This is a genomic window from Bacillus pfraonensis (assembly GCF_050768835.1).
Classification (GTDB): Bacteria; Bacillota; Bacilli; order Bacillales; family Bacillaceae_G; genus Bacillus_A; species Bacillus_A pfraonensis.
The window spans coordinates 102,023-128,037 of the sequence record NZ_JAHCDO010000006.1; the positions used below are offsets into that span (position 1 = coordinate 102,023).

The window sequence follows — 26,015 nt, forward strand, 5'->3', positions numbered from 1 at the left end:
ATATGAGCTAAAAGAAAAAATCCTCCGAGTAGAGGATTTTTTTCTTTTAGCGATAGTTGATGAATTGTACATCAATTGGTAAATCAGCACCACGAATCGCTGAAATGACTGCTTGTAAGTCATCGCGGCTTTTTCCAGTAACGCGTACTTGATCATCTTGTACTTGTGTTTTTACTTTTAATTTTAAATCTTTAATGATGTTGTTGATTTTCTTAGCGTTATCTTTGTCGATACCTTGTTGCAGTGTTGCGCGTTGACGTACTGTGTTACCAGCAGCGCTTTCTACTTTACCGTAGTCTAAGTTTTTAATTGGTACTTCGCGTTTAACTAGTTTTGAAATAAGAACGTCTTTTACTTGCTCTAATTTAAATTCATCATCAGAAGTTAAAACGATTACTTCTTTTTCTAATTTAATATCACTTTTGCTTCCTTTAAAATCATAGCGATTTTGAATTTCTTTTAACGCAATGTTAATAGCATTTGTTACTTCTGGTAATTCTACTTTTGAAACGATGTCAAAAGAACTATCTTTTGCCATAGTAAGCACCTCCAAATTAAATTCCAACTCCTATTATAGTTAATTTTGGTCAGTTGGACAAATAAAGGAAAATTCGTGTTATAATGAAGCTTTCTTTGGAATGATAAACATATAACTTTATATATAGAAGGGAATTAAAATATATGTATTTACAACCAGGATCGATTGAACAGGTAACTGTTTTACGCGAAACGGAAATTGGATATATGGTCGGATTTGATGATGAAGAGGGCTATGAAGAAGTATTTCTACATAAAAACGAAGTAGCGGGAGAAATCGAAGAAGGCGATGAGATTGATGTATTTTTATACCTTGATCATAAAGAACGAATTTCTGCCACAATGAAGACGCCGATCATTACAGTACATGACTGGAACTGGGTAAAAGTTGTAGAAGTAAAACCTGATCTAGGTGTATTCGTTGATATCGGTGTTTCTAAGGATATCTTAATCCCAGCTGATGAGTTTCCGATTTATACGCCGGTTTGGCCAGAAGAGGGCGATGAATTATATTGTACATTAAAATTAACAAATCGTGGTCGTTTAATCGCTCTTCCAGCAAGAGATTCAGATATGCAGGAGATTATCGTAGATGCAACGCCATCTATGCGTAATAAAAATGTGAACGGACGCGTGTATCGCTCGCTTCAAGTTGGTTCATTTGTATTAACGGATGAGCATTTCCGTGCCTTTTTACATCATACAGAAAGAAAAGAACAAGTTCGTATTGGCGAGCGTGTAACAGGCCGTATTATTGATGTGAAAGATGATGGTACGATTAATATTTCACTTCTTCCGCGTAAAGAAGAGGGAATGGAAGATGATGCTGCGGTAATTTATGAGTATATGGAGACACGTGGCGGAGCAATGCCATTTTGGGATAAGAGTTATCCAGAAGATATTAAAGAACGTTTTAATATGAGTAAAGCAGCGTTCAAGCGTGCGCTTGGTAAGTTGATGAAAGAAGAAAAAGTTTATCAAGAAGAAGGATGGACTTACTTTAAAAAATAAAAAATCGGAACAGGCATATGCCTGTTCCGATTTTTTATTGTTGTTGCTGTTCTGAAAGACGAGAGAATGTATCTTTCAAATCACTATCTTTTACTTTAATATCAGCTTTTTTGAATTCATCTAACAATATTTTTTGACCAGCAGTTTGATCTGCTAAGCGCTGTTCTTCCAGATCCTTACGAATAGAATCTTTTACTTCATCATATGGTTTCAATTCTTTTTTATCAGTCAATTTAATAATGTGATAGCCGTTTGATGATTTGACAGGGGCGCTAATTTCACCGACCTTTAATTTATAAGCAGCTTTTTCAAATTCAGACACCATTTTACCTGGGCCGAAGTATCCAAGGTCTCCGCCGTTTTCTTTTGAACCTGGATCCTGGGAGTGTTGTTTTGCTAACTCTTCGAATGATGCACCTTCATCTAGTTGTTTCTTAATGTCATTTGCTGTTTTTTCATCATTTACTAAAATGTGACTGGCCTTAATTTCAGGTTTATAGTTTGCTTTTACATCTTTATCTGTAATGCTCTTCTTAATGGCTTCGTTCATTGCTAATTTGAATCTAATTTGATTTTTAAAGTCATCTTCATCTTTTAGTCGGTTACTTTCTAATACTACTTTAAATTGATCACCAAATTGCTCTTTTGCTTTTTTAAACTCTTTGTCAACTTCATCATCAGATACTTTATATTTTTTTGTAATGATATCTTGTGCCATCATTTCATATAGCATATCTTTTCCGTACCGTTCTTTTAATTGTTTGTCAAAATCACCTTTTGTAATGGTTGAAACTTTTGACGTTGCAATTTCCTCTGAGCTATCTTTTGCGCCACAAGCAGATAGCATTAACGTTCCGAGCGCAGCTGTAACCATTAATAATTGTTTTCCTTTCATACGAACACCTCATCTAATTATGTTGTTGTTATTGTAAAATAGTGAAGTGAACATGAAGTGAAATTGAGATGTTTTTTGTGAAATGAAAAAGTACATCAACAATCTTGTTGATGTACGAACGAATTAAAGATGATCTGTTTTTTTAGAATAGGTACGTTTTCCTTGCTGAATATTTTTTTGTTCCTGTTCATTCTTTAGTGCGCGCTTTGCATTATTATCTCGTGCTTTTTTATCATTATCGCTCGTATGTGGCATACGTATCAACTCCATTTCTAAATGGTTGTACGTTTATCATTTCCGTTTTCGTAAAGACTATGTATACAGATAGTGGTGAACTCATGATCTATAAAGGTGGATGGAATATGGATTTGAAATTAAATTATGCTGAATTAATAAAGAAACTCATTGTTGTTATGATTGCAGGTTTGTTAAATGCAATTGGAATGAACTTATTTTTAACACCTGCAAAAGTGTATGCAAGCGGTTTTGCGGGATTATCTCAATTGCTTTCACAAGTATTAAATGATTTTGCGTCGATTCACATATCGACAGGGGTACTTTTTGCTTTATTTAATATTCCGGTTGTGATTTTAGCTTGGAAAAAGGTGGGGAAGGCGTTTACGTTATTCAGTTTTTTATGTGTTGTATTTATGACACTCTTTTTAGAAATCGTGCCAGTAAAGGCTGTATCAAGTGACATTATATTAAACGCTATTTTTGGAGGGCTTATTTCGGCAATAGGAGTAGGGATTGCCTTGAAATGGGGGGCTTCCACAGGTGGTTTAGATATTATTGCAATGATTTTATCAAAAGTGAAAGATAAGCCAGTTGGAACGTATTTCTTTTTCTTTAATGCAATTATTATCATTGCGGCTGGCTATATGTATGGCTGGGAAAAAGCGTTATATACACTAGTGACGTTATATGTATCGACACGGATTATTGATGCGATTCATACACGTCATGTGAAAATCACGGCGTTTATCGTTACGAAGAATGGTGTCGATGTAAGGAAAGCGATACAATCTCGTTTAGTAAGGGGTATTACGACTGTACCAGCAACAGGCGCATATACAAATGAAAATAAAGAAATGTTAATGATGGTGATTACGCGTTATGAGTTATATGAACTAGAGAGAATTATTAAACAGGTAGACCCTGGTGCATTTACAAATATAGTTCAAACAGTCGGTGTATTTGGATTGTTTCGGAAAGATTAAAGAGGACCGGAATCGGTCCTCTTGTTTTAATGTGTGTTAGTAATGTTTTGTAGTTGCTGTTGCATCTCACGCAGTTGTACCTTTTCTGCAGTTGAAGAATTGGCATAAGCGGACTGCAAAGCATTTTTTGCTCGATAAACGAGTTCCTGTTGTTCGTTACCGCTTGAACAAGAAACGGCATTAGAAACAGCATCTCGCGCTTGTCTAAATAATAAGTTACCCATTTAAACCCCTCCGAGAGAAGAGTTATTTCGTTCTTTTTCTGCATCAGCTAATGTACCGCGGTACGGGAATCTTGCAGCATGCTGCATAACAGCATCGGCACCTTGTTGGACGAAACGTTTTGATTTGTTCTTTTTACCCAATTTGAATTCCCCCTTATTTAGCAGAAAATAACTGACGCATCGCTGCGTCTGATTATAGTATGAGCGTTTTACGGGAAACTATAAGTAGGGAATTTTTAGATTACAATCCAAGCACCTCTTCTAGATAAAGAGCGATTCCGTCTTCTTCATTTGTTAATGTTGTGTGATTTGCGAGTGACTTTAATTCAGGAATGGCATTTCCCATTGCAATGCCATGACCTGCATATTCAATCATTTCAAAATCATTATCTTCGTCACCGAAAGCGATGATTCGTTCCTGTGGAATGTTATAATAACTAGAAACTTTTTGAAGACCAATTGCTTTATTAAGACCGCTTTTTACAATTTCAATAATCGGCCAAGGAGCACCCCATTTACGGTGATCAATTACTTCGGCGTGCATATCTGTTAAATGCTGACGAATCGCAATTGATTGTTCATCTAATGCATCAATTAATAAGCATGTTGGGTGATCTTGTAAAATGTTTAATAAGTCTCCTGTGAAAATTTTTGGAGAACCAAATTCAAATATATGCTTTTTATCCTCATCAATTTCGCGAACGTATACATCATCCATTACTTCGGCATAAATGTTTTTTACACCAAAATCAAAGCAAGCGCGAACGATTTCTTGTGCAGTGGAAAGTTCAAGTGGAGAATGGTGCGTTCCCCAATTTGCATCAAGAGGGTGATGAACATAAGCACCGTTAAAGTTAACGATAGGTGTGTTCAAACCAAGTTCTTTATAATAAGCGTGACTAGCGCGAAATGGACGTCCTGTTGAAATAACAACAACATGTCCTTGCTCTTTTGCTTTTTCAATTGTTTTCTTTGTTCGTGTGGAAATGATTTTATCGTCTGTAAGTAAAGTGCCGTCTAAATCTAATGCGATTAAATGTTGCTTTTTCATGTTTTCACCTCTTATGAAAATTTTTTTGTTTCTATCTGTATTTCCGTTTTAATATGCAGAAATAAGAGGTTGGAAAGTATATACGAAACGACCGTGCATGGAAGTTTCGTTATATATTCATCTTACGTCGAGAAACGTGTTAGTGTCCACTACTTCCTCCTGAAAATTAGAAAAGTCAATGATTTTTTCGAAAGTTCAAATAATGTTTCTTTCATTTTGTACAATTTGTGAAAAGGGTTACATTGTGTGTGCGACAAGACATATAATAAAAATGTAATCTTCTCGTATATGTTTGACTCTCCTTTGAAACTGGCCTGGAATAGGTCGGTTTCTTTTTTTTCAACGAATGATGTTTTTTCTCCTGCTTTATGATGTAAATTTATACATATGAACGGTAATCAAAAATATGACAGGTTTCCTAAACATAACAGAAAGGCTTTTTCAAAAATGGACATACTAACGGTGTAAAGATGTCATGGAAGGAGAATGAAGATGGGACAAAATCGTAGGTTTCGTTCTGGACAGAAAGCACCGAATGATGGGATATATGTAGAAATTGGTGAAACAGGGAGCATGGTCAAAGATCCACAAATGGTAAAATTAACTGCTGGTGAAAGATTTCCTGAAAATACAAATCAAGATCGTCAGTGGACGTATAAAAGAAAACCGTAAGGGAAGCCGCAATTTATATTGCGGCTTTTGTAATTGGAGAGGAAAGGTATACATACTTTTTTTGGAACAAAATTCAAATTTCATAATCAAATTCATTGTACAAAAAAGACAATTGGCGTATAATCAAATTAAAGGTCAAAGAAAGTCAAATAATCAAAAAAGGTCAAACATAAATAGGATTTCAATGTTTGGAGGTTTGTGAAGATGGACTTAAATCAAATGACAACGAAAACACAGGAAGCGATTATGAGTGCCCAGTCTTTAGCCGTATCTCATCATCATCAAGAAGTAGATACTGTTCATCTATTACTGGCATTACTGGAGCAGAAAGATGGATTAGCAGTACGTATTTTTCAAAAAATGAATGTCAATATAGAACAAGTAACGAAAGAAGTACAAAGGCTTGTTCAAAAAAAGCCATCTGTTACAGGAAGTGGTGTAGAGGCTGGCAAAGTGTATGTGACAAATGCTTTGCAGCAATTGCTTGTTACGGCAGAAGCTGAAGCGAAAAAATTGAAAGATGAATATATTTCAGTGGAGCATATACTACTTGCCTTTTGTGAAGAGAACAGCGATATAAAACGGTTATTTATAACGTTCCATATAACAAAGAATGAGCTCTTACAATCGTTAATGGAAGTTAGGGGGAATCAAAGAGTGACTAGTCAAAATCCAGAAGTAACATATGAAGCGTTAGAAAAGTATGGCCGTGATTTAGTGGCAGAAGTAAGACAAGGAAAAATTGATCCTGTCATTGGACGCGATAGTGAAATTCGCCGTGTTATCCGCATTCTTTCGCGTAAAACAAAAAATAACCCTGTATTAATTGGCGAACCTGGGGTTGGTAAAACAGCGATTGTTGAAGGATTAGCACAGCGAATTGTAAGAAAAGATGTACCAGAAGGATTAAAAGATCGAACAATTTTTGCATTAGATATGAGTGCGCTGGTGGCAGGTGCAAAATTCCGTGGTGAGTTTGAAGAGCGTTTACAAGCTGTATTAAATGAAATTAAAAAAAGTGAAGGTCGTATTCTTTTATTCATCGACGAACTTCATACAATTGTTGGAGCAGGTAAAACAGAAGGGGCAATGGATGCAGGGAATATGTTAAAACCAATGCTTGCGCGTGGTGAACTTCACTGTATTGGGGCGACTACTTTAGATGAGTATCGAAAATACATTGAGAAAGATCCAGCACTAGAACGTCGTTTCCAACAAGTGTTAGCAGAAGAGCCAACAGTAGAAGATACAATTTCTATTTTACGTGGTTTAAAAGAGCGTTTTGAAATTTATCATGGTGTAAATATTCATGACCGTGCGATTGTAGCGGCGTCTGTATTGTCTGATCGATATATATCTGATCGTTTTTTACCAGATAAAGCGATTGACCTTGTCGATGAAGCGTGCGCAACAATTCGAACAGAAATTGATTCCATGCCAACAGAATTAGATGAAGTAACGCGTCGTATTATGCAGCTAGAAATTGAAGAAGCTGCTTTAGGGAAAGAAACAGACCGTGGTAGTCAAGAACGACTCAAAACATTGCAACGTGAATTATCTGATTTAAAAGAAGTTGCAAATGGAATGCGAGCACAGTGGCAAAAAGAAAAAGAAGAAATCCATAAAGTTCGTGATTTACGGGAACACCTTGAACGTTTACGTCGTGAATTAGAAGAAGCAGAAGGAAATTACGATTTAAATAAAGCAGCTGAGCTTCGCCATGGCAAAATTCCAGCAGTGGAAAAAGAGTTAAGAGAAGCAGAAGAAACAGGAGCGCATAATGGACAGGAAAATCGTCTTCTTCGTGAAGAAGTAAGTGAAGAAGAAATTGCTAACATTGTTTCACGTTGGACAGGAATTCCAGTTGCCAAACTTGTAGAGGGTGAACGTGAAAAATTATTACGCTTAGAGCAAATTTTATCAGAACGTGTAATTGGGCAAGAGGAAGCAGTAAGTCTTGTATCAGATGCAGTTCTTCGTGCTCGCGCGGGTATTAAAGATCCAAATCGTCCAATCGGTTCATTCATTTTCTTGGGACCTACAGGGGTAGGGAAAACAGAGCTTGCGAAAACATTAGCGCAATCTTTATTTGATAGTGAAGAACAAATCATCCGCATTGACATGTCTGAATATATGGAGAAACATGCTGTGTCTCGTTTAATTGGAGCACCTCCTGGATATGTAGGGTATGAGGAAGGTGGACAATTAACTGAGGCGGTACGTCGTAAACCGTATTCCGTTATTTTATTAGATGAAATTGAAAAAGCACATCTAGAAGTATTCAACATTCTATTGCAAATGTTAGATGACGGGCGTATTACAGATTCGCAAGGACGAACAGTAGATTTCAAAAATACGGTTATTATTATGACATCTAATATTGGTTCAGGGTATTTATTAGAAGGTTTACAAGAAGACGGTACAATTAAAGAAGAATCAAGAGATCTTGTGATGGGGCAACTACGAGGACATTTCCGCCCAGAGTTTTTAAACCGTGTGGATGAAATTATTTTATTTAAACCACTTACAACAAATGAAATTAAAGGCATCGTTGATAAAATTGTCAAAGAATTACAAGGGCGTTTAACGGAACGTCATATATCAGTGGAATTAACAGAATCTGCAAAAGAATTTGTTGTAGAATCTGGATTCGATCCGATGTATGGAGCACGTCCACTAAAAAGGTATGTACAGCGTCAAATTGAAACGAAATTAGCGAGAGAATTAATCGCAGGGACAATCACTGATAATAGTCATGTCATTGTTGATGTAGAAAACAATGAATTAGTTGTGCGTGTTCAATAAAAAAAGAGTTCGGATGTAATCCGGACTCTTTTTTTTATCCCGCTTTAACGGGCAGTAAGACCCTCACTTCAAAATTCAGAAAAAGCAAAGAAGTTAGTTGAGGGTTAACTGCCCGTAAAAGCCCGATTCGTGAGGGCTAATAATCAGTGGGGGAAAAGCTCCCCCACACTGATTAAAGTTTCACTTTATCAGTGTTGTTCTACTGGTTCGTTTGGAATCGCTGCTGCAATTGCCATTACAAGTACAGCAAGAACAACTGAGAAAATAGACGCTTGTTGGAAATCGTATGTACCACCTGTCATAGAGCTAATTACATAACTCATCATATGTACAAGCAGGAACGACCAAATAAAGGCCCAAATTACACGCATCTTTTCACACCCCTATTCGTTCAATCTGTCTATATTGTAACACAATTGAAAAAAGAATATAGAAAAATATTTGTGGATTTTTCAACGCAAATTCGTATTCTGTTCATACATTATAAAAGGAGTAGTTTTTAATGTTTAGAAAATAAGGCGGGAGAATAATGAGTGTTACGGAACGTTTTTTTTACTTAGAACAAGAACCATGTGTAATTTACTTACCAGAGAAGCCGAATGGATTCGGTGTCATGCTTCTTGGCGATTACAATTATTTTATTGAGAATGGTACAAGTTTATGGACGCAGCATGCGGGGCGAGCTCATTTTTTAAATGGGCTAATAGAGAATGGGTATACAGTTTTTTCATCTAATTTATACGGGCGACACTGGGGGAATGATCAATCGGTTCGTTTAGCGAAGCGCTTGTATCATGTCGTTATGAAAAAAGAAACGTTAAACGAACAAATTCATATCGTTGCAGATGGCATGGGGGCGCTTGTGGCTCTTGAAATGATGAATCGGTACCCAGAATGTATCCGGTCTGTCGTGATGCTGAATCCATGCTTAGATTTACCTGCACATGTAGAACTTGAAAAAGAGCATAAATTTTTCTATAAAAGGCTAGTGAAAGAGTTATTGCTTGCGTATGATGTGGAGGAAGTGCAGTTAGAAGCGAAAATTGCCAAGAAATCCTTTTCTTATTTACCTTCTTGTGTGCCTGTGAAAATATTTGTATCTACACAAGAACAAAAAGCGCGTAAGCAGTTGTTACGTGAATATGAAAAAAAACGAATAAATGAAAATTGTGAGACGTCCCTATCGTTTCATTTACAACATGTAAAATATAAAATGGTTCAACATACATGTCGTTTCTTTAAAAAATATGAAGAAGATTTATGAAGCTCCAATATACATCGATGAGGAGCTATTTGTTTAGAGGAAGAAAGGGTTGGTGACATGAAGCGCGTACTTATTATAGGAGCACTTTCATTTGTAGGTTATCATCTTGTAAATAAAATGCTTGCAGAAGAAGTGGAAGTATATGGCCTTGATTTTGCTGATCTAGAAAGTATGTCAAAAGTAAGTGAAGAGAAGTTATTTTTAATTGGACGGAATGGTTTGTTTACTTATTCGTCTATAAGAGATGAGAGCGGATGGAAGACGATAGAAATCGATGATTTTGATGCGGCTTATTTTTGTTTATGTGAACCGAATCAGCAAAATGGATTTCGGAATGAACGAATCATTTTACAATATTTAAAGCGTGTGATTTATATGTGCGAAAAAAAACAAGTGAAGCTAAATGTACTTTCTTCTATTGAAGTAGCGAATCTGCAAGAGCAATCTGAAAATAAACGATTATTTATGAAAATAGAGGAAGAAGTGGAGAAAGCGAATATTCGTTATAGTGTACTTCGTGTTCCGACTTTATATGGGCCATGGCAACCTTCCTTTATGACGTACCACAGACTTATTCTTTCTGAAGTTATGGAAAAGGAATATCAGCTTGTTCAATATGAAAATGGAGCGGACCTCCTTTATGTAGAGGATGTGTGTGAGTATTTATTGGAAAATGGTAATGGTCTAGAAGATTTAGGTATCTATAATGTAATCAGTGGTAAAAAAAATCTATGGGAAAAAGGAATTCTCCTTTTAAATGCTGAGGATAAAGTGAAAAAAGTTATTAAAGAAGTAAAAAGGGAAGAGATAAAGAGTATTTGTATTATGAAAAACACACCGCTAGAATTCGGTTTAAATAAGCAACTTGCACATTTAAAACGATATAAAGCGTTATACGAAGGCCAAAACACATGTTAAACTATATAAATACAAATTGAAAAAACGATATAAAACCTTTCTTTTTTAAGTGAGAGAGAATTCGCCCATGCATAGAAGCGGTCACCTTTTGGTTTTGTAGCACCAATTTATCCCGCTACTTTAGGGCAGTAATACTCCCACCTCAAAATTCGGCGGGAGCAATGTCCAGCTCTAGCGGCTAGAATCTCCGGTCGTTTCGCCCCCTCACGAGGCAAAAAGCGCCTCTCTGCCTAGGGCGCGGGCGTCCTGCGATTCTGAGTGAGCCGCTTCCGCTTTTTTAAAGAAGTTAGGTGGGAGATAAACTGTCCGTAAAGGCTCGATTGGTGAGGGCTGATTAAAGTTTCACTTTATATGTTGAAAAATCAAAAGGAATTGATATAGTGTAGAAGTAAGGGGTGTATTACTTCTTTTATAGAAAGGATGAAGAACGATGAACGAAAAAAATATGCAGTTTTTACAAATTGCTATGAAACATTTGCCGGAAGCAAAGGCTATTTTGGATGATAATGGGATTGCGCTTGATATGGAAAAAGCCCAGCCAGTACTAGAGCTATTAATGAAAGTAATGAATGAAGCATATGAGCTTGGGAAAGCGGAAAAATAAGGTCGACAATATGTCGGCCTTATTTTTTTATTAGAAATATATTCTAGACAAATAAACATTTATGTTTTAGAATTAGTACCAAGTCATAACAATTGATATAAAACGGAGGGCTGCGATGTGAACGTAGGCATTTTAGGGATCGGTAGATATGTGCCAGAAAAAGTAGTCACTAATCACGATTTAGAGAAAATCATGGATACATCCGATGAATGGATTCGTACGAGAACGGGAATTGCAGAGAGACGCATTGCCGATGATACAATAGATACTTCATATATGGCGGTAGAAGCTGCCAAGAAAGCACTTGAAGATGCAGGGGTTAGTGGAGAACAAATTGATCTTATTTTAGTAGCGACGGTAACGCCAGATCAATCTTTCCCAGCGGTTGCTTGCGTGATTCAAGAACAAATTGGTGCAAAACATGCAGCGGCGATGGATTTAAGTGCGGCATGTGCTGGATTTATGTACGGAATGATTACAGCGCAGCAATTTATTCAAACTGGAACTTATAAAAATGTATTAGTAGTTGGTAGTGATAAATTATCTAAAATTGTAGACTGGAATGACCGCAATACAGCAGTATTATTTGGAGACGGAGCGGGAGCTGTTGTAATGGGAGCTGTTTCAGAAGGAAAAGGTATTCTTTCATTTGAATTAGGAGCGGACGGAAGTGGTGGCAAGCACCTTTATCAAGATGAATATGTTATGATGAATGGCAGAGAAGTCTTTAAATTTGCTGTTCGTCAACTTGGTGAATCCTGTCTTCGCGTTGTTGAAAAAGCCGGTTTTACGAAAGAAGATGTTGACTTTTTAGTTCCACACCAAGCGAATATTCGCATTATGGAATCAGCAAGGGAACGATTAGATTTGCCACAAGAAAAAATGAGTACAACAATTGAAAAGTTTGGGAATACGTCAGCTTCTTCAATTCCACTTGCTATGGTAGAAGAATTACAAAATGGACGTATTCAAGATGGCGATTTAATTGTCTTAGTTGGTTTTGGTGGTGGATTAACCTGGGGAGCAGTTGCTCTTCGTTGGGGTAAATAAGGACTGAGAGAAAAAGGAGTGTATTTTGTATGGGAAAGAAGCGTGTCGTAATTACAGGATTAGGAGCTGTTACACCGATTGGAACGGATGTTGAAACAGCTTGGAATAACATTAAAAATGGTGTATCTGGAATCGGACGTATTACACGCATAGATCCAGAATTATTTCCTGCAAAAGTAGCAGCAGAAATTAACGACTTTGAAGTCGAGAAATATATAGATAAAAAAGAAGCGCGCCGTATGGACCGCTTTACGCAATATGCTGTAGCAGCAGCGAAAATGGCCGTTGAAGATGCGAAATTAGAAATTACAGAAGAAAACGGTCCACGCATTGGGGTATGGGTAGGTTCTGGTATTGGTGGTATGGAAACATACGAGGAACAATTTAAGATCTTTACAGAAAAAGGGCCACGCCGTGTTAGTCCGTTTTTCGTACCAATGATGATTCCTGATATGGCTGCTGGCCAAGTATCGATTGCAACAGGTGCAAAAGGAATTAATACTTGCTCTGTAACAGCTTGTGCATCTGGAGCAAACTCAATCGGTGATGCTTTTAAAGTGATTCAGCGCGGTGATGCGGATGCGATGATTACAGGCGGAGCAGAAGCACCGTTAACACATATGGCATTTGCAGGCTTTAGTTCAGCTAAAGCACTAACATTTAATGAAGACCCAGCAACTGCTTGCCGTCCATTTGATAAAAATCGTAGTGGATTCGTAATGGGAGAGGGCGCAGGGATTCTTATCCTGGAAGAGTTAGAACATGCATTAGCACGTGGTGCACATATTTATGCTGAACTTGTTGGATACGGTGCAACAGGCGATGCATTCCACATTACACTCCCAGCCCCTGGCGGTGAAGGTGGCGTTCGTGCAATGCGTCAAGCATTAGCAGATGCAGGGCTTCAGCCTGACGATATCGATTACATTAATGCGCATGGTACAAGTACAGATGCGAATGAGAAATACGAAACGATGGCAATTAAAGAAACATTTGGTGAACATGCATATAAAGTAGCGATTAGCTCTACAAAATCAATGACTGGACACTTATTAGGCGCAGCTGGTGCTGTTGAGGCAATTTTCTCTGTTAAATCTATTCAAGATGGAGTGATTCCGCCAACAATTAACTATGAAACACCAGACCCAGAATGTGATTTAGATTACGTACCAAATAAAGCGAGACATCAAGAAGTAAATACTGTTTTAAGTAACTCATTAGGGTTCGGTGGTCATAACGCAGTGTTAGTATTTAAAAAATATCAATAGTATATTGTAGTGAGAGAGGGGGGCTTAAAACCCTCTCTTTTTTATATGGGAGAGAGCGTCCGATCATGGATAGAAGAGGTCAGTGCTTTTTTCGCTCTATGCCCTGTGGGAAAGATGTAGTTGCAAAGCCAATCAAAAGTTTTACTTTATCACTTCGCGTTCGCTCCTTTTCGTGCATATATATAGAAGAAAAGGGAGGAGTGAAGATGGGGGTTATTCAAACGGCAGATTGGTTGCGCCTTTATTATGGACGTCCCGAAAAGCTTTGTGAGAAATTTACAAAATACATTCCATTGCCAAAGGAAAGGTTGTACCATTTTTTAATTTCTAAAGGTATGTATCGTCCGGTGATGGAAGGACAAAAAGAAATTGAGCAGCTAGAAGAAAAACAGATGTGGAAAGAGCTTGCCAAGGAGTATGCAGAACTAAAGAACTGGTTACAAGGTCCAGATGTCCCTGTCTTTATTTTATTATCTGATTCATATAATCGGACTGTGCAAATGGAATATAACGGAAAAGCTGGTTTAACCATGCGTCATGTTATTTTTTTGTTTGTAAGTGGCCGAAATTCAGTGAAGGAGCTAAAAGCCTTACTTACGCATGAATATCATCATATATGTCGATTACATCAAATTGGAAAGAAAGAAAGAGACTATACATTGCTTGATACAATTATTATGGAGGGGCTAGCAGAGCAAGCTGTGTATGAAAGACATACAGAAACGGATTATGCACCGTGGACGTCGTACTTTTCAAAAGAGGAAGCGGTTCATTATTGGGAGAAGATTGTAAAAGAGAGAATAGATATAAAGAGAGGAACAAGGGAGCACGATTGTTTACTAAATGGAATGCAAATGTATCCGAAGATGCTTGGGTATGGCGTCGGATTTCATATTGTCAAAGATTGTGTGGAAGTTGAGAACGATGATACGCTTTCTTTATTGTCCTTGGATGCTATGCATATATTAAATAAAGCGAATGCTTTTACTGCTTAATAGGTGATCAATCAAAAACTTGGCGCTGCCAAGTTTTTTTGAGGTTGTATAGAAAGTTTTTGCCGTTTAGTCGATATCCTTTGTCGAATCGCCGACATATTTGAATTTGCGCCGATATATTGTGAGAAACAGTCGATATATTTGAAAAATCGCTGATAAAATTTCATTTATCTTTTCTTGCAAGAGTACGTTTTGTAATATTCCACTTTTTCAACAGTTGCCAAGTTTTTTACAGGATGAAAATGAAAGTAAGAAGTGGTGAAGAAATAATATATAATGACATAAGCCATTCGATCAAGTATAGGAGTAGTCAGGGTGCCAAGTGAAAAAAATAAATATATGCATAGAATATATTTCCTTTCATGGAATAAAAATTACAAAAAATGAACATAATGAGATGTACAAACAGTAGTGAAGTGAGGGGTAGAAAATGTTATATCTGCATGATGTATGGGTAAATTGGTTTGAAGGTGAAGAAAATGGGTATAACGTTTGTCATTTTTACGAATGGCGGAAGGATGATACGATCGAATTATTAGATCAAGTGCCATTATTAAAAGTAGATTCCACATTATATCATTACATCGAGAACGAATTATTGGAACTTCCGCAAAAACTATTGGAAGACGTACATCATAAGGCGTATATTCGTAAAAATCACGAGCGTTTGCAACAGGAGTACTGTTTTGTTGTTACAGATGGAAAAGGAATTATTGCAGTAGATTCAATTGGCTACAATGTACCGATTCGAAAAAGTAGGCTTATTCCTCGTCAAGAGCAAATGGTATATGAGATGGTAGAAAATGTACAAGCAGAAAAGTATGAGTTTCAAATGGAAGAATCACAAAAAGAATATCATATTTTATCACCATCGCCATATATTATGAATGGCTTAACGCGCAAAGAACGTCAATTAAAACAGTTGCTTTTTATGGCCCTAGATCAACTACATACAACGAAAAATCCAGCTGCGATTCGCTATTGGTATACAGAGTGGGATCCATCAGCATATGGAACGGTTCAACATATGAAATTTGAAGATGTTTGGGAGCGCCTTTATGAAGAAGCACAATATGGCTGGTCAGAGAAACACGAACAGCTATGTGAACGCCTTGTAAAAGGGCAACCATTCTTTGAAAAGTTATGGGAAATGGAAAATGAACAAAAGGTAAATTAAAAAACCACCAAATTTGGTGGTTTTTTAATTTTGTCTAGCTTAAGACGGCAAGCACTTCATGTCTAAGAACCTTCCGCATAAGAAGGCAAAGAGCGCCTTCTATGCGAAAGAACCTTAGCCAGTCAGAGCTAAACGAGCCACTTCTGCTTTTTGTATAATCTAGCTCTGGCTCCTAGCCCTTCGCGTCTAAGAACCTTCCCCACAAGAAGGTAAAAAGCACCTTCTGTGGGAAAGAACCTTAGCCACCCAGGGCTAAGCAGTCGCCTGCGCTTTTTGTGTAATCCAGCTCCAGTGGCAAGAATGTTCGGTGGCTTCGCTCCTCACATTCTGAACGAGCCACTTCCGCTTTTTAAGTTACCTACGTTTTCTGCTCAATCCCATTGCATTTTCAACTTTTCGTAGTTGTTTGAATGCAACGCGGTTTGCTTTTTCGGCACCTTTGTCAAGGATTTCGTCTAATTCAGGAGAATTGATGAGTTCGTTATATTTTTCTTGAATTGGACGAATTGCTTCTACGACTACTTGAGCTAGATCTCCTTTAAAGTCGCCGTATCCTTTTCCTTCATAGTAAGCTTCTATTTCTTCGATTGTTTGGCCGGAGAAGGAAGAGTAGATTGTTAGTAAGTTGGAAATGCCAGGTTTGTTTTCTTTGTCGTATTTTACAATGCCATCAGAATCAGTTACCGCACTTTTAATTTTCTTTTCGATTGTTTTTGGATCGTCAAGCATACTAATCATTGATTTTGGATTCGGATCAGATTTGCTCATTTTTTTCGTAGGCTCTGTTAATGACATAACGCGCGCGCCTACTTTTGGAATACGAATCTCTGGGATTGTGAAAATTTCACGGAAACGTTTATTGAAACGCTCTGCTAAATCACGAGTTAATTCCATATGTTGTTTTTGATCGTCGCCAACTGGCACAATCTCAGTATTGTAAAGCAAGATGTCAGCTGCCATTAATGGTGGATACGTAAGTAATCCAGCTGGAACGGATTCTCTGCCAGATGATTTATCTTTATACTGCGTCATACGTTCTAATTCTCCAACATATGCGATAGATTGCATAATCCATCCGAGCTGAGCATGCGCGGGTACTTCTGATTGTACAAATAAAGTTGCTTTTTCAGGATCAATGCCGCAAGCTACATATAGTGCAGCTAGGCTACGAATATTTTTACGAAGTTGTACAGGATCTTGAGCTACTGTAATTGCATGTTGGTTTACAATGCAGAAATAACAATCATGTTCGTTTTGTAATTCTGTAAATTGTTTCATTGCTCCTAAATAGTTTCCAAGCGTAATTGTTCCGCTCGGTTGAATACCAGAAAAAATAACTGACATAGGTAATTCCTCCTTGAAATTTGTATGTATTTGAAGAGTGGGGGAAGTGGATCAATATGAGCCGCCGCTTTTTATATAATCCATCCCCCTCACATTCTGAACGAGCCGCCTGCGCTTTTTATGTATACAAAAAAGCCCATTCATCCCAATGTATCTAGGGACGAATGGACCGCGGTGCCACCCTAATTATTTCACAAATCGTGAAATCTCTTTTATCCATTATAACGTCTGGATGTAACGCCAAAGCCTACTTCTTTCGGTTCGGTTTGGTGCTCAAAAGCCCATTCCATACTGTACAATTACTTGTTCGCACCGACCACAAGCTCTCTGAAATTGTTGCAATATGTACTTTTCTTTATCATTGCATACATATGAATTTATTATAATCTAGCTCCAGTGGCAAGAATACTCGGTGGCTTCGCGCCTTCCTGCGAGGCAAAAAGCGCTTCTACGTCAGGAGCTCCATCCCTCTCGCATTCTGAGCGAGCCACTTGCGCTTTTTGTTGTATTATATCATATGGAAAAACGTTTGCAAACTACATCAAAATAGTAAAGCTAATGATTGTAGAGGTGAGACCTAAGAGAATACCTGTCATGCAGATCGGGTAGGTCCAGGCGAAAGAATATGTTTTATATATTCTTTCTTTTTTATCTATTGTTGATTCTTCTTCTTCAATTAAAGACTCTACTTTTTTGTTTGTTCCAAATACTTTTTGAAAAGCGTATATCGTTATGTTGAAAAATCCCCTTTGAAATAAAAATAAAAATCCCCCTAAAATAATAAAAAGTAGCGCGATATAAAACGAAATATTTACAAAATTCAACAAATAATGCGTGGAAGCCAGGAATGCTCCAATGATAGAAGTGGTGATTGCCAATAATAGTAATATACCAGTGCGAAAATAAAGTCTATTCAAAATGTTCCCCTCCGTCAAAATATTACTAGGATTATTATACTATAAAAGTTATAATGAGTACTAGAAATAATTATTTGAAAATTATACGCAATTCTGCATTTTATTTCAATATGATGGCAGCAATGTTAAGTTATCCCTTTACAAAAAATAAAAAAAATAAAAATTTTATTAAAAATTTTAACAAAAAAACAAAAAACTATATTCACAATCGTCGTATTATATGTATAATGAAAATTGTAGAAACTTGGAGATTATTCTTTCAATTCTATCTTTTGACAAGTGAGGGTACAGGAAGTGCAAATAGGGGAGGCAGTACAACATGAAGAAAAGGATACCGCTATTACTTGCATCGACATTGACGGTCAGTATGCTTGGCGCTTGCAGCTATCAACAAGAAGATACGAAAGCAAGTGTAAAAGGATCCGGTAGCTCAGGTAAGCAAGTGCTAAATTTACCTGAATCTGCTGAAATTCCGACAATGGATACAACGTTATCAACTGATGCATCATCTTCCAACATAATGAATAACACAATGGAAGGATTATATCGCCTTGGGAAAGACGATAAACTCGTTCCAGGTGTGGCAAAGTCTTACGAGAAAATGGAAGATGGTAAGAAATATGTATTTAAATTACGCGATGATGCGAAGTGGTCTAATGGGGAACCTGTAACAGCTAAAGATTTCGTCTATTCTTGGAGACGAGCTGTTGATTCAAATACAGGTGCGAAATTTGCTTACATATTATTCGATGTAAAGAATGCCGAAAAAATTAATAAAAAAGAGTTGCCAGTCGAAGAACTTGGCGTAAAAGCAATTGATGATTACACACTAGAAGTGGAGTTAGACAACCCTGTTCCTTACTTTGTTAGCTTAACAGTATATCCAACATTCTACCCATTAAATGAAAAGTTCGTAAAAGAACAAGGGGATAAGTTTGGATTAGAATCGAATACGACGCTCTATAACGGTCCATTTGTTTTAAATGAGTGGAAACATGAACGAAGTTTCCAGCTTAAGAAGAATGAGACATACTGGGACAATAAAGTGGTGAAGCTGGAAGAAATAAACTTCAATATTATAAAGGATCGTTCAACTGCAATAAATTTATATGAGACAAAAGCAATTGATCGTGTCGTATTAACCTCAGAATTTGTAGATAAATACAAAAAAGATTCTGATTTTAAGACAATTAAGAAACCTTCCACACAGTTTATTCGTTTAAATGAAAAGAACAAGTTCTTAGCAAATAAGAATATCCGTAAAGCAATATCGATGGCCTTTGAACGTGAAAACATCGGAAAAGTTATTTTAAATGATGGTTCACAGGGGATATACGGTTTTGTTCCGAATGGTTTAGCGAAAGGACCAAATGGAAAAGACTTCCGTGAAGAAAACGGTAAGCTAATCAAAGAAGATATAAAAGAGGCTCAAAAATATTGGGAAGCTGGTAAAAAAGAACTTGGTGTTGATAAAGTAGATTTAGAGTTGCTCAACTTTGATACAGATGATGCTAAAAAAATCGGTGAGTATTTAAAAGGGCAATTCGAAAAGAATTTACCAGGCTTAACAATTTCAATGAAAATGCAGCCATTTGCACAAAAATTAAAACTTGAAGCAAGTGGAGAATATGCAATGTCGTATGCAGGATGGGGCCCAGATTATATGGATCCAATGGCATTCCTAGATATGTATACAACAGGAAATGCACAAAACAAAGTAAACTATGCAAATCCAGCGTATGACGAATTAATTAAGAAAGCAAAAGTGGAGACAGATGTACAATCTCGCTGGGATACACTGTTAAAAGCTGAAAAACAATTGCTGGATGATGCAGCAATTGTTCCAGTATATCAACCAGGAAAAGCATATTTACAACGCAGCTCTATTACAGGGTTGTTAGAACATAAATATGGTGGCGAATTTAGCTACAAGTGGGTTGAAGTAAAAAAATAAAAATGGTTTCCATCATGAATAAGGGTATATGCCTATGATGGGCAGATACTCTTATTTTAAAAAACATAAAAGTAAGAATATTTCAAACTATCTTATTGCTTTTGAGAAAAATGGGGAGGTGCTTGACGATGGGACGTTATGCATTAAAACGTTTCGTGTACATGGCTTTGACATTATTTTTAATTACTACGCTAACATTCTTTCTAATGAAATTATTGCCGGGTTCTCCACTTAAAAACCAAGAGAAATTATCACCCGCGCAAAAAGAAATTATCTTAGAAAAATACGGTTTAAATGATCCAGTACCCGTGCAATATGCGCGCTACTTAGGAAACTTAGCAAAAGGTGATTTAGGAGTATCATTCCAGTACGATAACCGTCCTGTAACAGATATGATTATTGATCGTATTGGACCATCAGCACAGCTTGGTTTACAGGCAATCATGTTAGGGACATTTATCGGTTTAATCTTAGGGATTGTCGCAGCACTTCGTAATAATACATGGGTCGATTACGGAGCAACTGTAATTTCAGTACTCGGGATGTCGGTACCATCATTCGTATTCGCAGCATTATTACAATACTTTGTAGGTGTAAAACTTGGCTGGTTCCCAGTAGCATTCTGGAAAGGCCCTGAATTTACAGTTATGCCTACAGTTGCTTTATCGATGGCGGTTATCGCAACAATCGCACGTTTTGCCCGTGCAGAATTAATTGAAGTTATGCAAGCTGATTACATTTTAACAGCAAAAGCAAAAGGGGTTAGTCAAGGCGTTATTATTGTAAAACATGCACTTCGTAATGCGTTGATTCCAGTTGTTACAATTTTAGGGCCGATGGTTGCAGGATTAATTACAGGGACACTTGTTATTGAGCAAATCTATGCTGTACCTGGACTTGGGGAGCAATTCGTTAAATCAATCCAATTGAATGACTATACAGTTATTATGGGAACAACAATTTTCTATAGTGCAATCTTCATTTTAGTTATTTTTATCGTCGATATTTTATATGGAATTATTGATCCTCGTATTCGTTTAGCGGGAGGGAAAAAATGATGAAAGATTTACAAAAATTATCTCCAGATTTATTTCAACCAGCCAATCAAAGCAATGTTGATAATGAAGTCATTGCCCGTCCGAGCTTAACGTTTTGGCAAGATGTAAGAAGACGTTTGTTTCAACATAAAGGAGCAATGTTTGGTCTTGTATTACTTGTTCTGATTACGCTTTTAGCAATTTTTGGACCGATGGTAAGTAAATATTCCTATAAAGATCAAGATCTAGGTCGCGCAAAAATGCCACCTAAAATTCCGGTATTAGAAAACGTTCATTGGCTACCATTTGATGGTACAGATCAATATGGCGTTGATCAATATGAAAAACGTGATATTAAAGAGTACTTCTGGTTTGGTACAGATGATCTTGGCCGTGACCTTTGGACAAGAACATGGGAAGGAACACGCGTATCATTATATATCGCTCTTTTAGCAGCAGCAATTGACCTAGTAATTGGGGTTGCATACGGGGGTATTTCAGCGTTCTATGGTGGACGAGTGGATAATATCATGCAGCGTATCATGGAAATTATTAACGGTATTCCGTATTTAATTATCGTTATTTTGATGGTAATTATTATGGGGTCAGGTATTTGGTCAATCACACTTGCGATGGCAATTACAGGTTGGATTGGAATGTCGCGGATTGTACGTGGACAAGTATTAAAATTAAAAAGCCAAGAATATGTATTAGCATCTCGTACATTAGGTGCAACGAACACGCAATTAATTGTGAAACATTTAATTCCGAACGTAATGGGACCAATTATCGTTATGACAATGTTCACAATTCCTTCAGCGGTGTTTGGTGAAGCGTTCTTAAGTTTCATCGGGCTAGGTATTCAGCCACCATTAGCATCACTTGGTTCTCTTGTAAATGATGGATATAAGTCAATTCAAACGTATCCACATATGATGTTCATCCCTGCGGTTGTCATCAGTATGTTAATTTTAGCATTTAACTTAATGGCAGATGGATTACGTGATGCGTTAGATCCAAAAATGCGTAAGTAAACGAGGAAGGAGAAGTAAAAATGAAAACATTGTTAGAGGTAAAAGATTTACAAGTCTCCTTTGATACACATGCTGGTGAAGTACAAGCTGTTCGCGGAGTTACATTTGATTTGAAAAAGGGAGAAACATTAGCGATTGTAGGAGAATCTGGTTCTGGGAAATCAGTTACTTCGAAAGCGCTAATGGGACTTATCCCAAATCCTCCAGGACGTATTAAAAATGGAGAAATTGTATTTGATGGTCGTGATTTAACAAAATTAACGGAAAAAGAAATGCAGCAAGTGCGCGGGAAAGAAATTGCAATGATTTTCCAAGATCCGATGACATCATTAAATCCAACGATGACAATTGGGAATCAAATTATGGAAGGTCTTATTAAGCATCAAGGAATGAGCAAAGCGGATGCTCGTAAAGTTGCTTTAGAGCTTCTTGATCTTGTTGGAATTCCAAATCCAGAAGCACGTTTAAAACAATACCCGCACCAATTCTCTGGTGGTATGAGACAGCGTGTTGTTATTGCGATGGCGCTAGCTTGTAATCCGAAATTATTGATTGCGGATGAGCCGACAACAGCACTTGACGTTACAATTCAGGCGCAAATTTTAGAGCTTATGAAAGACATTCAGCAGAAAACGGAAGCGGCGATTATTTTCATTACGCATGATTTAGGCGTAGTAGCAAACGTTGCCGACAGAGTTGCGGTTATGTATGCTGGTAAAGTTGTTGAGATTGGTACGGTTGATGAAATTTTCTACAATCCAAAACATCCATATACATGGGGATTAATCGCATCTATGCCAAGTTTAGACGGTTCAGAAGAAGAGTTATATGCAATTCCTGGAACGCCTCCAGACCTATTAAAACCGCCAAAAGGGGATGCATTTGCACCACGTAACCCACAGGCGTTAAAAATTGACTTTGAAATGGAACCACCATTATTTAAAGTAAGTGACACACATTATGCGGCAACATGGTTACTTCATGAGCAAGCACCAGAAGTACAACCGCCAGAAGTCGTTCAAAAACGAATTCTTCAAATGAAAGCAGGTGAACAACATGACTAAGCAACGTGAAAAATTAATTGAAGTAAAAAACGTGAAACAACACTTTAACGTGAGTGGTGGTGTTGTAAAAGCGGTTAACGATATTTCATTTGATATTTACCGCGGTGAAACATTTGGACTTGTAGGAGAATCTGGTTGCGGAAAATCAACAACTGGAAGAACAATTATCAGGTTATACGATGCAACTGCTGGTGAAGTGTTGTTCGATGGTGAAAACGTACATGGTAAAAAATCACGTGCAGAGTTAAAGAAATTTAACCGTAAAATGCAAATGATTTTCCAAGATCCATATGCGTCATTAAACCCACGTATGACAGTTGGAGATATTATTGCAGAAGGCATTGATATTCACGGTTTAGCAAAAAGTAAAAAAGAACGTATGGATCGTGTGCATGAATTATTAAACACAGTTGGTTTAAATAAAGAGCATGCTAATCGTTTCCCGCACGAGTTCTCTGGTGGACAACGTCAACGTATCGGAATCGCTCGTGCACTTGCGGTAGAACCAGAATTTATTATCGCGGATGAACCGATTTCAGCACTTGACGTATCGATTCAGGCGCAAGTTGTAAACTTATTGAAACAACTGCAAAGAGAAAAAGGTTTAACATATTTATTCATTGCCCATGATTTGTCAATGGTAAAATACATCAGTGATCGCATCGGTGTTATGTACCGCGGGCAAATTGTTGAATTAACAAGTAGTGATGAGTTGTACGAGAATCCAATTCATCCGTATACAAAATCATTACTATCAGCGATTCCGCTTCCAGATCCAGATTACGAGCGTAATCGTAAGCGTATCGTATATGATCCATCTCAGCATCAATACGGAAATGAAGAGCCAAAGATGCGAGAAATTCGTCCAGGACACTTTGTTCTTTGCTCAGAAGCAGAATATAAGAAGTATAAAGAAATCTATCAATAATAGAAAGAAGCGGCCGGAGAGGTCGCTTCTTTCTATTATTGGTAGAAAAAACTTTCTTTTTGGGAGGGAGAGAGGATCCGCCTAAGCATAGAAGTGGTCAGGGCCTTTTTTAACCCCATGCCGAGTGAAACCAAAAGGAGAGAATAAGTGGAATCTACTATTGGGTTCAAATAGTAAATGAAATTTTATCGACGCAAACTCAAATATATCGACTGTTTCACACAATATATCGACGATTCGACAAGGGATATCGACGTTCCGACAAAAAACGGCACAAAAAAACGGACTGGAGAAGGCTTTCTCCAATCCGTTTTCATTAACATTAAGCTTAAGCTGACTCTTCAGAAGTCTCCGGTTTAACAAGCGCATAATTTTCCCAAGCTCTACTTCTCCAGCGGAAGAACATGATGATGGCACGCGTCCATTCATCAATCGAAATGGCTAACCAAATGCCAGCAAGCCCCATGTCTAAATGGAACACAAAAAAGTAACCGAGCGGTAAACTCATTAAGACCATGGAAAATGCTCCAATTAAAACGGGGTATTTCGCATCACCTGCTGCACGCAGTGAATTAATGATGACAATATTCATCGTCCGGCCAGTCTCTAACAGAATGCTTAATAAAAGAACAGTTGCTCCTAAAGTGATAACGTGAGGATTATCTGTAAATAACCCCATTAACTGCGTGCGGAATGTTATGACAAGAATAACCATACATAACGTAACACTGATGGCCCACTTTACACTTTTCCACACGCGTACATATGCTTCGTCCTTCTCATTGCCGCCAACTAAACGACCGACAATGATCGCAGTCCCCATTCCAATCGCAATAGCGAATAGGAAAGTAAACATGGAAATGTTTGTTGCGTATTGTCTTGCAGCTAATGATTCTGCTCCTAAGTATGTTGCGTAGTATAGGAAAACAATTTGGCACGCTTGGTACATCACTTGCTCAAAAGCCGATGGGATACCAATTTTTAAGATTTTGCTAATATATTCTTTTGATAATGTAATATAGTAGTTCAATTTAACACGGTATTCCATGACGCGGTATAGTAGCCAGAAGAAGACAACAAGTGCGATAAGTCGACTGAAAGCAGAGGAAATTGCTGCTCCTTCAACACCTAATTCAGGCATGCCGAACTTGCCAAAAATAAGGACATAGTTACCAGCGATATGAATAATATTCATTCCAAGTGAAATAAACATCGCTTGCTTTGTAAATCCGTGAACGCGAATAATAGCAGCGAGTGAATTGATAATAGCTTGTAAAAAGATTGCTCCCCCAACAATGGATAAATAATTTTGTGCGTAAGCTAATACATCGCCTTGTAAATTCATTGCAGTCATCATATGTTTTGAGAATAAAAGAAAACCGGCGCTTATAACGAGCCCGACCCCTAAGTTTAATGTAACCGCTAATGCAGATATTTTTGACGCTTCCATATATCGTTTGGAACCAAGATATTGCGATACAACAATCGCGGCTCCATTTCCGATTACTTCTAGTACTAAGATTGCGATGTGGAGATATTGATTGGCAGCCCCAACGCCTGATACCGCGTCATCTGATAATGCACTTAGCATAAAAGTATCAGCAATCCCCATTAGCATAAAAAGAAAAACTTCTAAGAAAATAGGCCATGTTAAGAAGAATAAATTTAACTTTTGTTCTTGTTCTTTTTTGGACGTAATCTCTGTCATATCATCCCCCACTTTTCTGAGATACATTTTGAAACAAAATGTATCTTAACACACTTTAGCAACACTTGCATTTATTTTGTAGCTTGGTTAACGATTATTTATTAGAGTAGTATTTTTTAAATATATAAGTATGAATTGAAACCTTGATATAACCCTTTTCTTTTTGGACGGAAGAGAGGGTTCGCCCAAGCAGAGAAACGGTCAGAGGCTTTTTTGCCTCATGCCGCATGAAACCAAAAGGAGTGTAGGTCTCTTTTTGGTTTCAAAGCTGTAATTTGTATGTGGGAAAATCGCGATAGATTAATATAAGATGCAGGAAAAAACGATAGAGTCGCTAC

Annotated in this window: 27 protein-coding genes and 1 other annotated feature; of the genes, 17 read left to right on the forward strand and 10 right to left on the reverse strand. The window is 37.4% G+C overall.

What is annotated here, in order from left to right:
* Positions 1-46: 46 nt before the first annotated feature.
* Complete coding sequence (locus tag KFD70_RS07845) at positions 47-538, reverse strand: YajQ family cyclic di-GMP-binding protein (protein WP_017152866.1); 492 nt, start codon at positions 536-538, stop codon at positions 47-49.
* 143 nt (positions 539-681) lie between these two features.
* Between KFD70_RS07845 and KFD70_RS07850 the strand changes: the two genes are divergently transcribed.
* A complete protein-coding gene (locus KFD70_RS07850; RefSeq protein ID WP_241817535.1) occupies positions 682-1,548 on the forward strand; it encodes a CvfB family protein in 867 nt (288 codons plus the stop codon).
* A gap of 34 nt (positions 1,549-1,582) precedes the next feature.
* On the opposite strand, the gene prsA is transcribed toward KFD70_RS07850, so the two are convergent.
* Both prsA and KFD70_RS07860 read right to left on the reverse strand, forming a co-directional pair.
* Complete coding sequence (gene prsA, locus KFD70_RS07855; RefSeq protein ID WP_336450967.1) at positions 1,583-2,443, reverse strand: peptidylprolyl isomerase PrsA; 861 nt, start codon at positions 2,441-2,443, stop codon at positions 1,583-1,585.
* 123 nt (positions 2,444-2,566) lie between these two features.
* A complete protein-coding gene (locus KFD70_RS07860) occupies positions 2,567-2,698 on the reverse strand; it encodes a DUF3941 domain-containing protein (RefSeq protein WP_336450968.1) in 132 nt (43 codons plus the stop codon).
* Positions 2,699-2,805: 107 nt separating this feature from the next.
* Here KFD70_RS07860 and KFD70_RS07865 point away from each other — a divergent pair, with 107 nt between their 5' ends.
* Positions 2,806-3,663 carry a YitT family protein gene (locus tag KFD70_RS07865; protein WP_336450969.1) on the forward strand — a complete coding sequence of 286 codons (858 nt, stop codon included), beginning with the start codon at positions 2,806-2,808 and terminating at the stop codon, positions 3,661-3,663.
* 26 nt (positions 3,664-3,689) lie between these two features.
* On the opposite strand, the gene KFD70_RS07870 is transcribed toward KFD70_RS07865, so the two are convergent.
* The 3 genes from KFD70_RS07870 to KFD70_RS07880 all read right to left on the reverse strand — a co-directional run bounded on the left by KFD70_RS07870 (position 3,690) and on the right by KFD70_RS07880 (position 4,938).
* A complete protein-coding gene (locus tag KFD70_RS07870) occupies positions 3,690-3,887 on the reverse strand; it encodes a DUF3813 domain-containing protein (protein WP_336450970.1) in 198 nt (65 codons plus the stop codon).
* Complete coding sequence (locus KFD70_RS07875) at positions 3,888-4,028, reverse strand: competence protein (RefSeq protein WP_174103606.1); 141 nt, start codon at positions 4,026-4,028, stop codon at positions 3,888-3,890. It abuts the gene before it with no gap.
* A 100-nt stretch (positions 4,029-4,128) separates the two neighbouring features.
* Positions 4,129-4,938, reverse strand: a complete 810-nt coding sequence (locus KFD70_RS07880) for a Cof-type HAD-IIB family hydrolase (RefSeq protein ID WP_336450971.1) — start codon at positions 4,936-4,938, stop codon at positions 4,129-4,131.
* 492 nt (positions 4,939-5,430) lie between these two features.
* Here KFD70_RS07880 and KFD70_RS07885 point away from each other — a divergent pair, with 492 nt between their 5' ends.
* Positions 5,431-5,610, forward strand: coding sequence for a YjzC family protein (locus KFD70_RS07885; RefSeq protein WP_336450972.1), 180 nt, complete (start codon positions 5,431-5,433; stop codon positions 5,608-5,610).
* Positions 5,611-5,814: 204 nt separating this feature from the next.
* A complete protein-coding gene (gene clpB, locus KFD70_RS07890; protein ID WP_431613100.1) occupies positions 5,815-8,415 on the forward strand; it encodes an ATP-dependent chaperone ClpB in 2,601 nt (866 codons plus the stop codon).
* Between the two features lie 188 nt (positions 8,416-8,603).
* On the opposite strand, the gene KFD70_RS07895 is transcribed toward clpB, so the two are convergent.
* Entirely contained in the window at positions 8,604-8,786 is a 183-nt protein-coding gene (locus KFD70_RS07895) for a YjzD family protein (protein WP_336450974.1), read from the reverse strand.
* Positions 8,787-8,944: 158 nt separating this feature from the next.
* On the opposite strand from KFD70_RS07895, the gene KFD70_RS07900 reads away from it, so the two are divergent.
* From KFD70_RS07900 to KFD70_RS07930, 7 genes are all read left to right on the forward strand, one after another.
* The gene (locus KFD70_RS07900; RefSeq protein ID WP_336450975.1) at positions 8,945-9,679 is read left to right on the forward strand and encodes a lipase family protein; all 735 of its coding nucleotides are present in this window, start codon (positions 8,945-8,947) and stop codon (positions 9,677-9,679) included.
* Positions 9,680-9,736: 57 nt separating this feature from the next.
* Positions 9,737-10,597: an NAD-dependent epimerase/dehydratase family protein gene (locus tag KFD70_RS07905; RefSeq protein ID WP_336450976.1), complete on the forward strand. Its 861-nt coding sequence runs from the start codon at positions 9,737-9,739 to the stop codon at positions 10,595-10,597.
* 430 nt (positions 10,598-11,027) lie between these two features.
* The gene (locus KFD70_RS07910) at positions 11,028-11,201 is read left to right on the forward strand and encodes a ComZ family protein (RefSeq protein ID WP_098206595.1); all 174 of its coding nucleotides are present in this window, start codon (positions 11,028-11,030) and stop codon (positions 11,199-11,201) included.
* A 117-nt stretch (positions 11,202-11,318) separates the two neighbouring features.
* Complete coding sequence (gene fabH / locus KFD70_RS07915) at positions 11,319-12,251, forward strand: beta-ketoacyl-ACP synthase III (protein WP_336450977.1); 933 nt, start codon at positions 11,319-11,321, stop codon at positions 12,249-12,251.
* A gap of 29 nt (positions 12,252-12,280) precedes the next feature.
* The gene (gene fabF / locus KFD70_RS07920; protein WP_336450978.1) at positions 12,281-13,519 is read left to right on the forward strand and encodes a beta-ketoacyl-ACP synthase II; all 1,239 of its coding nucleotides are present in this window, start codon (positions 12,281-12,283) and stop codon (positions 13,517-13,519) included.
* Between the two features lie 206 nt (positions 13,520-13,725).
* The gene (locus KFD70_RS07925; RefSeq protein WP_336450979.1) at positions 13,726-14,514 is read left to right on the forward strand and encodes a DUF2268 domain-containing putative Zn-dependent protease; all 789 of its coding nucleotides are present in this window, start codon (positions 13,726-13,728) and stop codon (positions 14,512-14,514) included.
* Between the two features lie 430 nt (positions 14,515-14,944).
* Positions 14,945-15,691: a YjbA family protein gene (locus KFD70_RS07930; protein ID WP_336450980.1), complete on the forward strand. Its 747-nt coding sequence runs from the start codon at positions 14,945-14,947 to the stop codon at positions 15,689-15,691.
* A 354-nt stretch (positions 15,692-16,045) separates the two neighbouring features.
* Here KFD70_RS07930 and trpS read toward each other — a convergent pair whose 3' ends face one another.
* Both trpS and KFD70_RS07940 read right to left on the reverse strand, forming a co-directional pair.
* Positions 16,046-17,035 (reverse strand): tryptophan--tRNA ligase, encoded by a 990-nt coding sequence (gene trpS / locus KFD70_RS07935; RefSeq protein ID WP_336450981.1) that lies wholly within the window; start codon positions 17,033-17,035, stop codon positions 16,046-16,048.
* A 153-nt stretch (positions 17,036-17,188) separates the two neighbouring features.
* Positions 17,189-17,406: a binding site (T-box leader), on the reverse strand.
* A gap of 165 nt (positions 17,407-17,571) precedes the next feature.
* Complete coding sequence (locus KFD70_RS07940; protein WP_336450982.1) at positions 17,572-17,952, reverse strand: DUF3899 domain-containing protein; 381 nt, start codon at positions 17,950-17,952, stop codon at positions 17,572-17,574.
* A gap of 110 nt (positions 17,953-18,062) precedes the next feature.
* Here KFD70_RS07940 and KFD70_RS07945 point away from each other — a divergent pair, with 110 nt between their 5' ends.
* The 6 genes from KFD70_RS07945 (at position 18,063) to KFD70_RS07970 (ending at position 23,969) form a co-directional block, all read left to right on the forward strand.
* Positions 18,063-18,275: a hypothetical protein gene (locus KFD70_RS07945; RefSeq protein WP_336451017.1), complete on the forward strand. Its 213-nt coding sequence runs from the start codon at positions 18,063-18,065 to the stop codon at positions 18,273-18,275.
* A complete protein-coding gene (locus KFD70_RS07950) occupies positions 18,272-19,906 on the forward strand; it encodes a peptide ABC transporter substrate-binding protein (protein WP_336450983.1) in 1,635 nt (544 codons plus the stop codon). The genes KFD70_RS07945 and KFD70_RS07950 overlap by 4 nt, the downstream gene beginning before the upstream one ends.
* Positions 19,907-20,034: 128 nt before the next feature.
* On the forward strand, positions 20,035-20,964 hold the full coding sequence (gene opp3b / locus KFD70_RS07955) for an oligopeptide ABC transporter permease (RefSeq protein WP_336450984.1): 930 nt from the start codon (positions 20,035-20,037) through the stop codon (positions 20,962-20,964).
* Complete coding sequence (opp3C, locus tag KFD70_RS07960; RefSeq protein WP_336450985.1) at positions 20,961-21,977, forward strand: oligopeptide ABC transporter permease; 1,017 nt, start codon at positions 20,961-20,963, stop codon at positions 21,975-21,977. The genes opp3b and opp3C overlap by 4 nt, the downstream gene beginning before the upstream one ends.
* 20 nt (positions 21,978-21,997) lie before the next feature.
* Complete coding sequence (locus KFD70_RS07965; RefSeq protein WP_017152842.1) at positions 21,998-23,041, forward strand: ABC transporter ATP-binding protein; 1,044 nt, start codon at positions 21,998-22,000, stop codon at positions 23,039-23,041.
* On the forward strand, positions 23,034-23,969 hold the full coding sequence (locus KFD70_RS07970; protein WP_336450987.1) for an ABC transporter ATP-binding protein: 936 nt from the start codon (positions 23,034-23,036) through the stop codon (positions 23,967-23,969). The genes KFD70_RS07965 and KFD70_RS07970 overlap by 8 nt, the downstream gene beginning before the upstream one ends.
* A 328-nt stretch (positions 23,970-24,297) precedes the next feature.
* On the opposite strand, the gene KFD70_RS07975 is transcribed toward KFD70_RS07970, so the two are convergent.
* A complete protein-coding gene (locus tag KFD70_RS07975) occupies positions 24,298-25,677 on the reverse strand; it encodes an MATE family efflux transporter (protein WP_336450988.1) in 1,380 nt (459 codons plus the stop codon).
* Positions 25,678-26,015 lie beyond the last annotated feature (338 nt).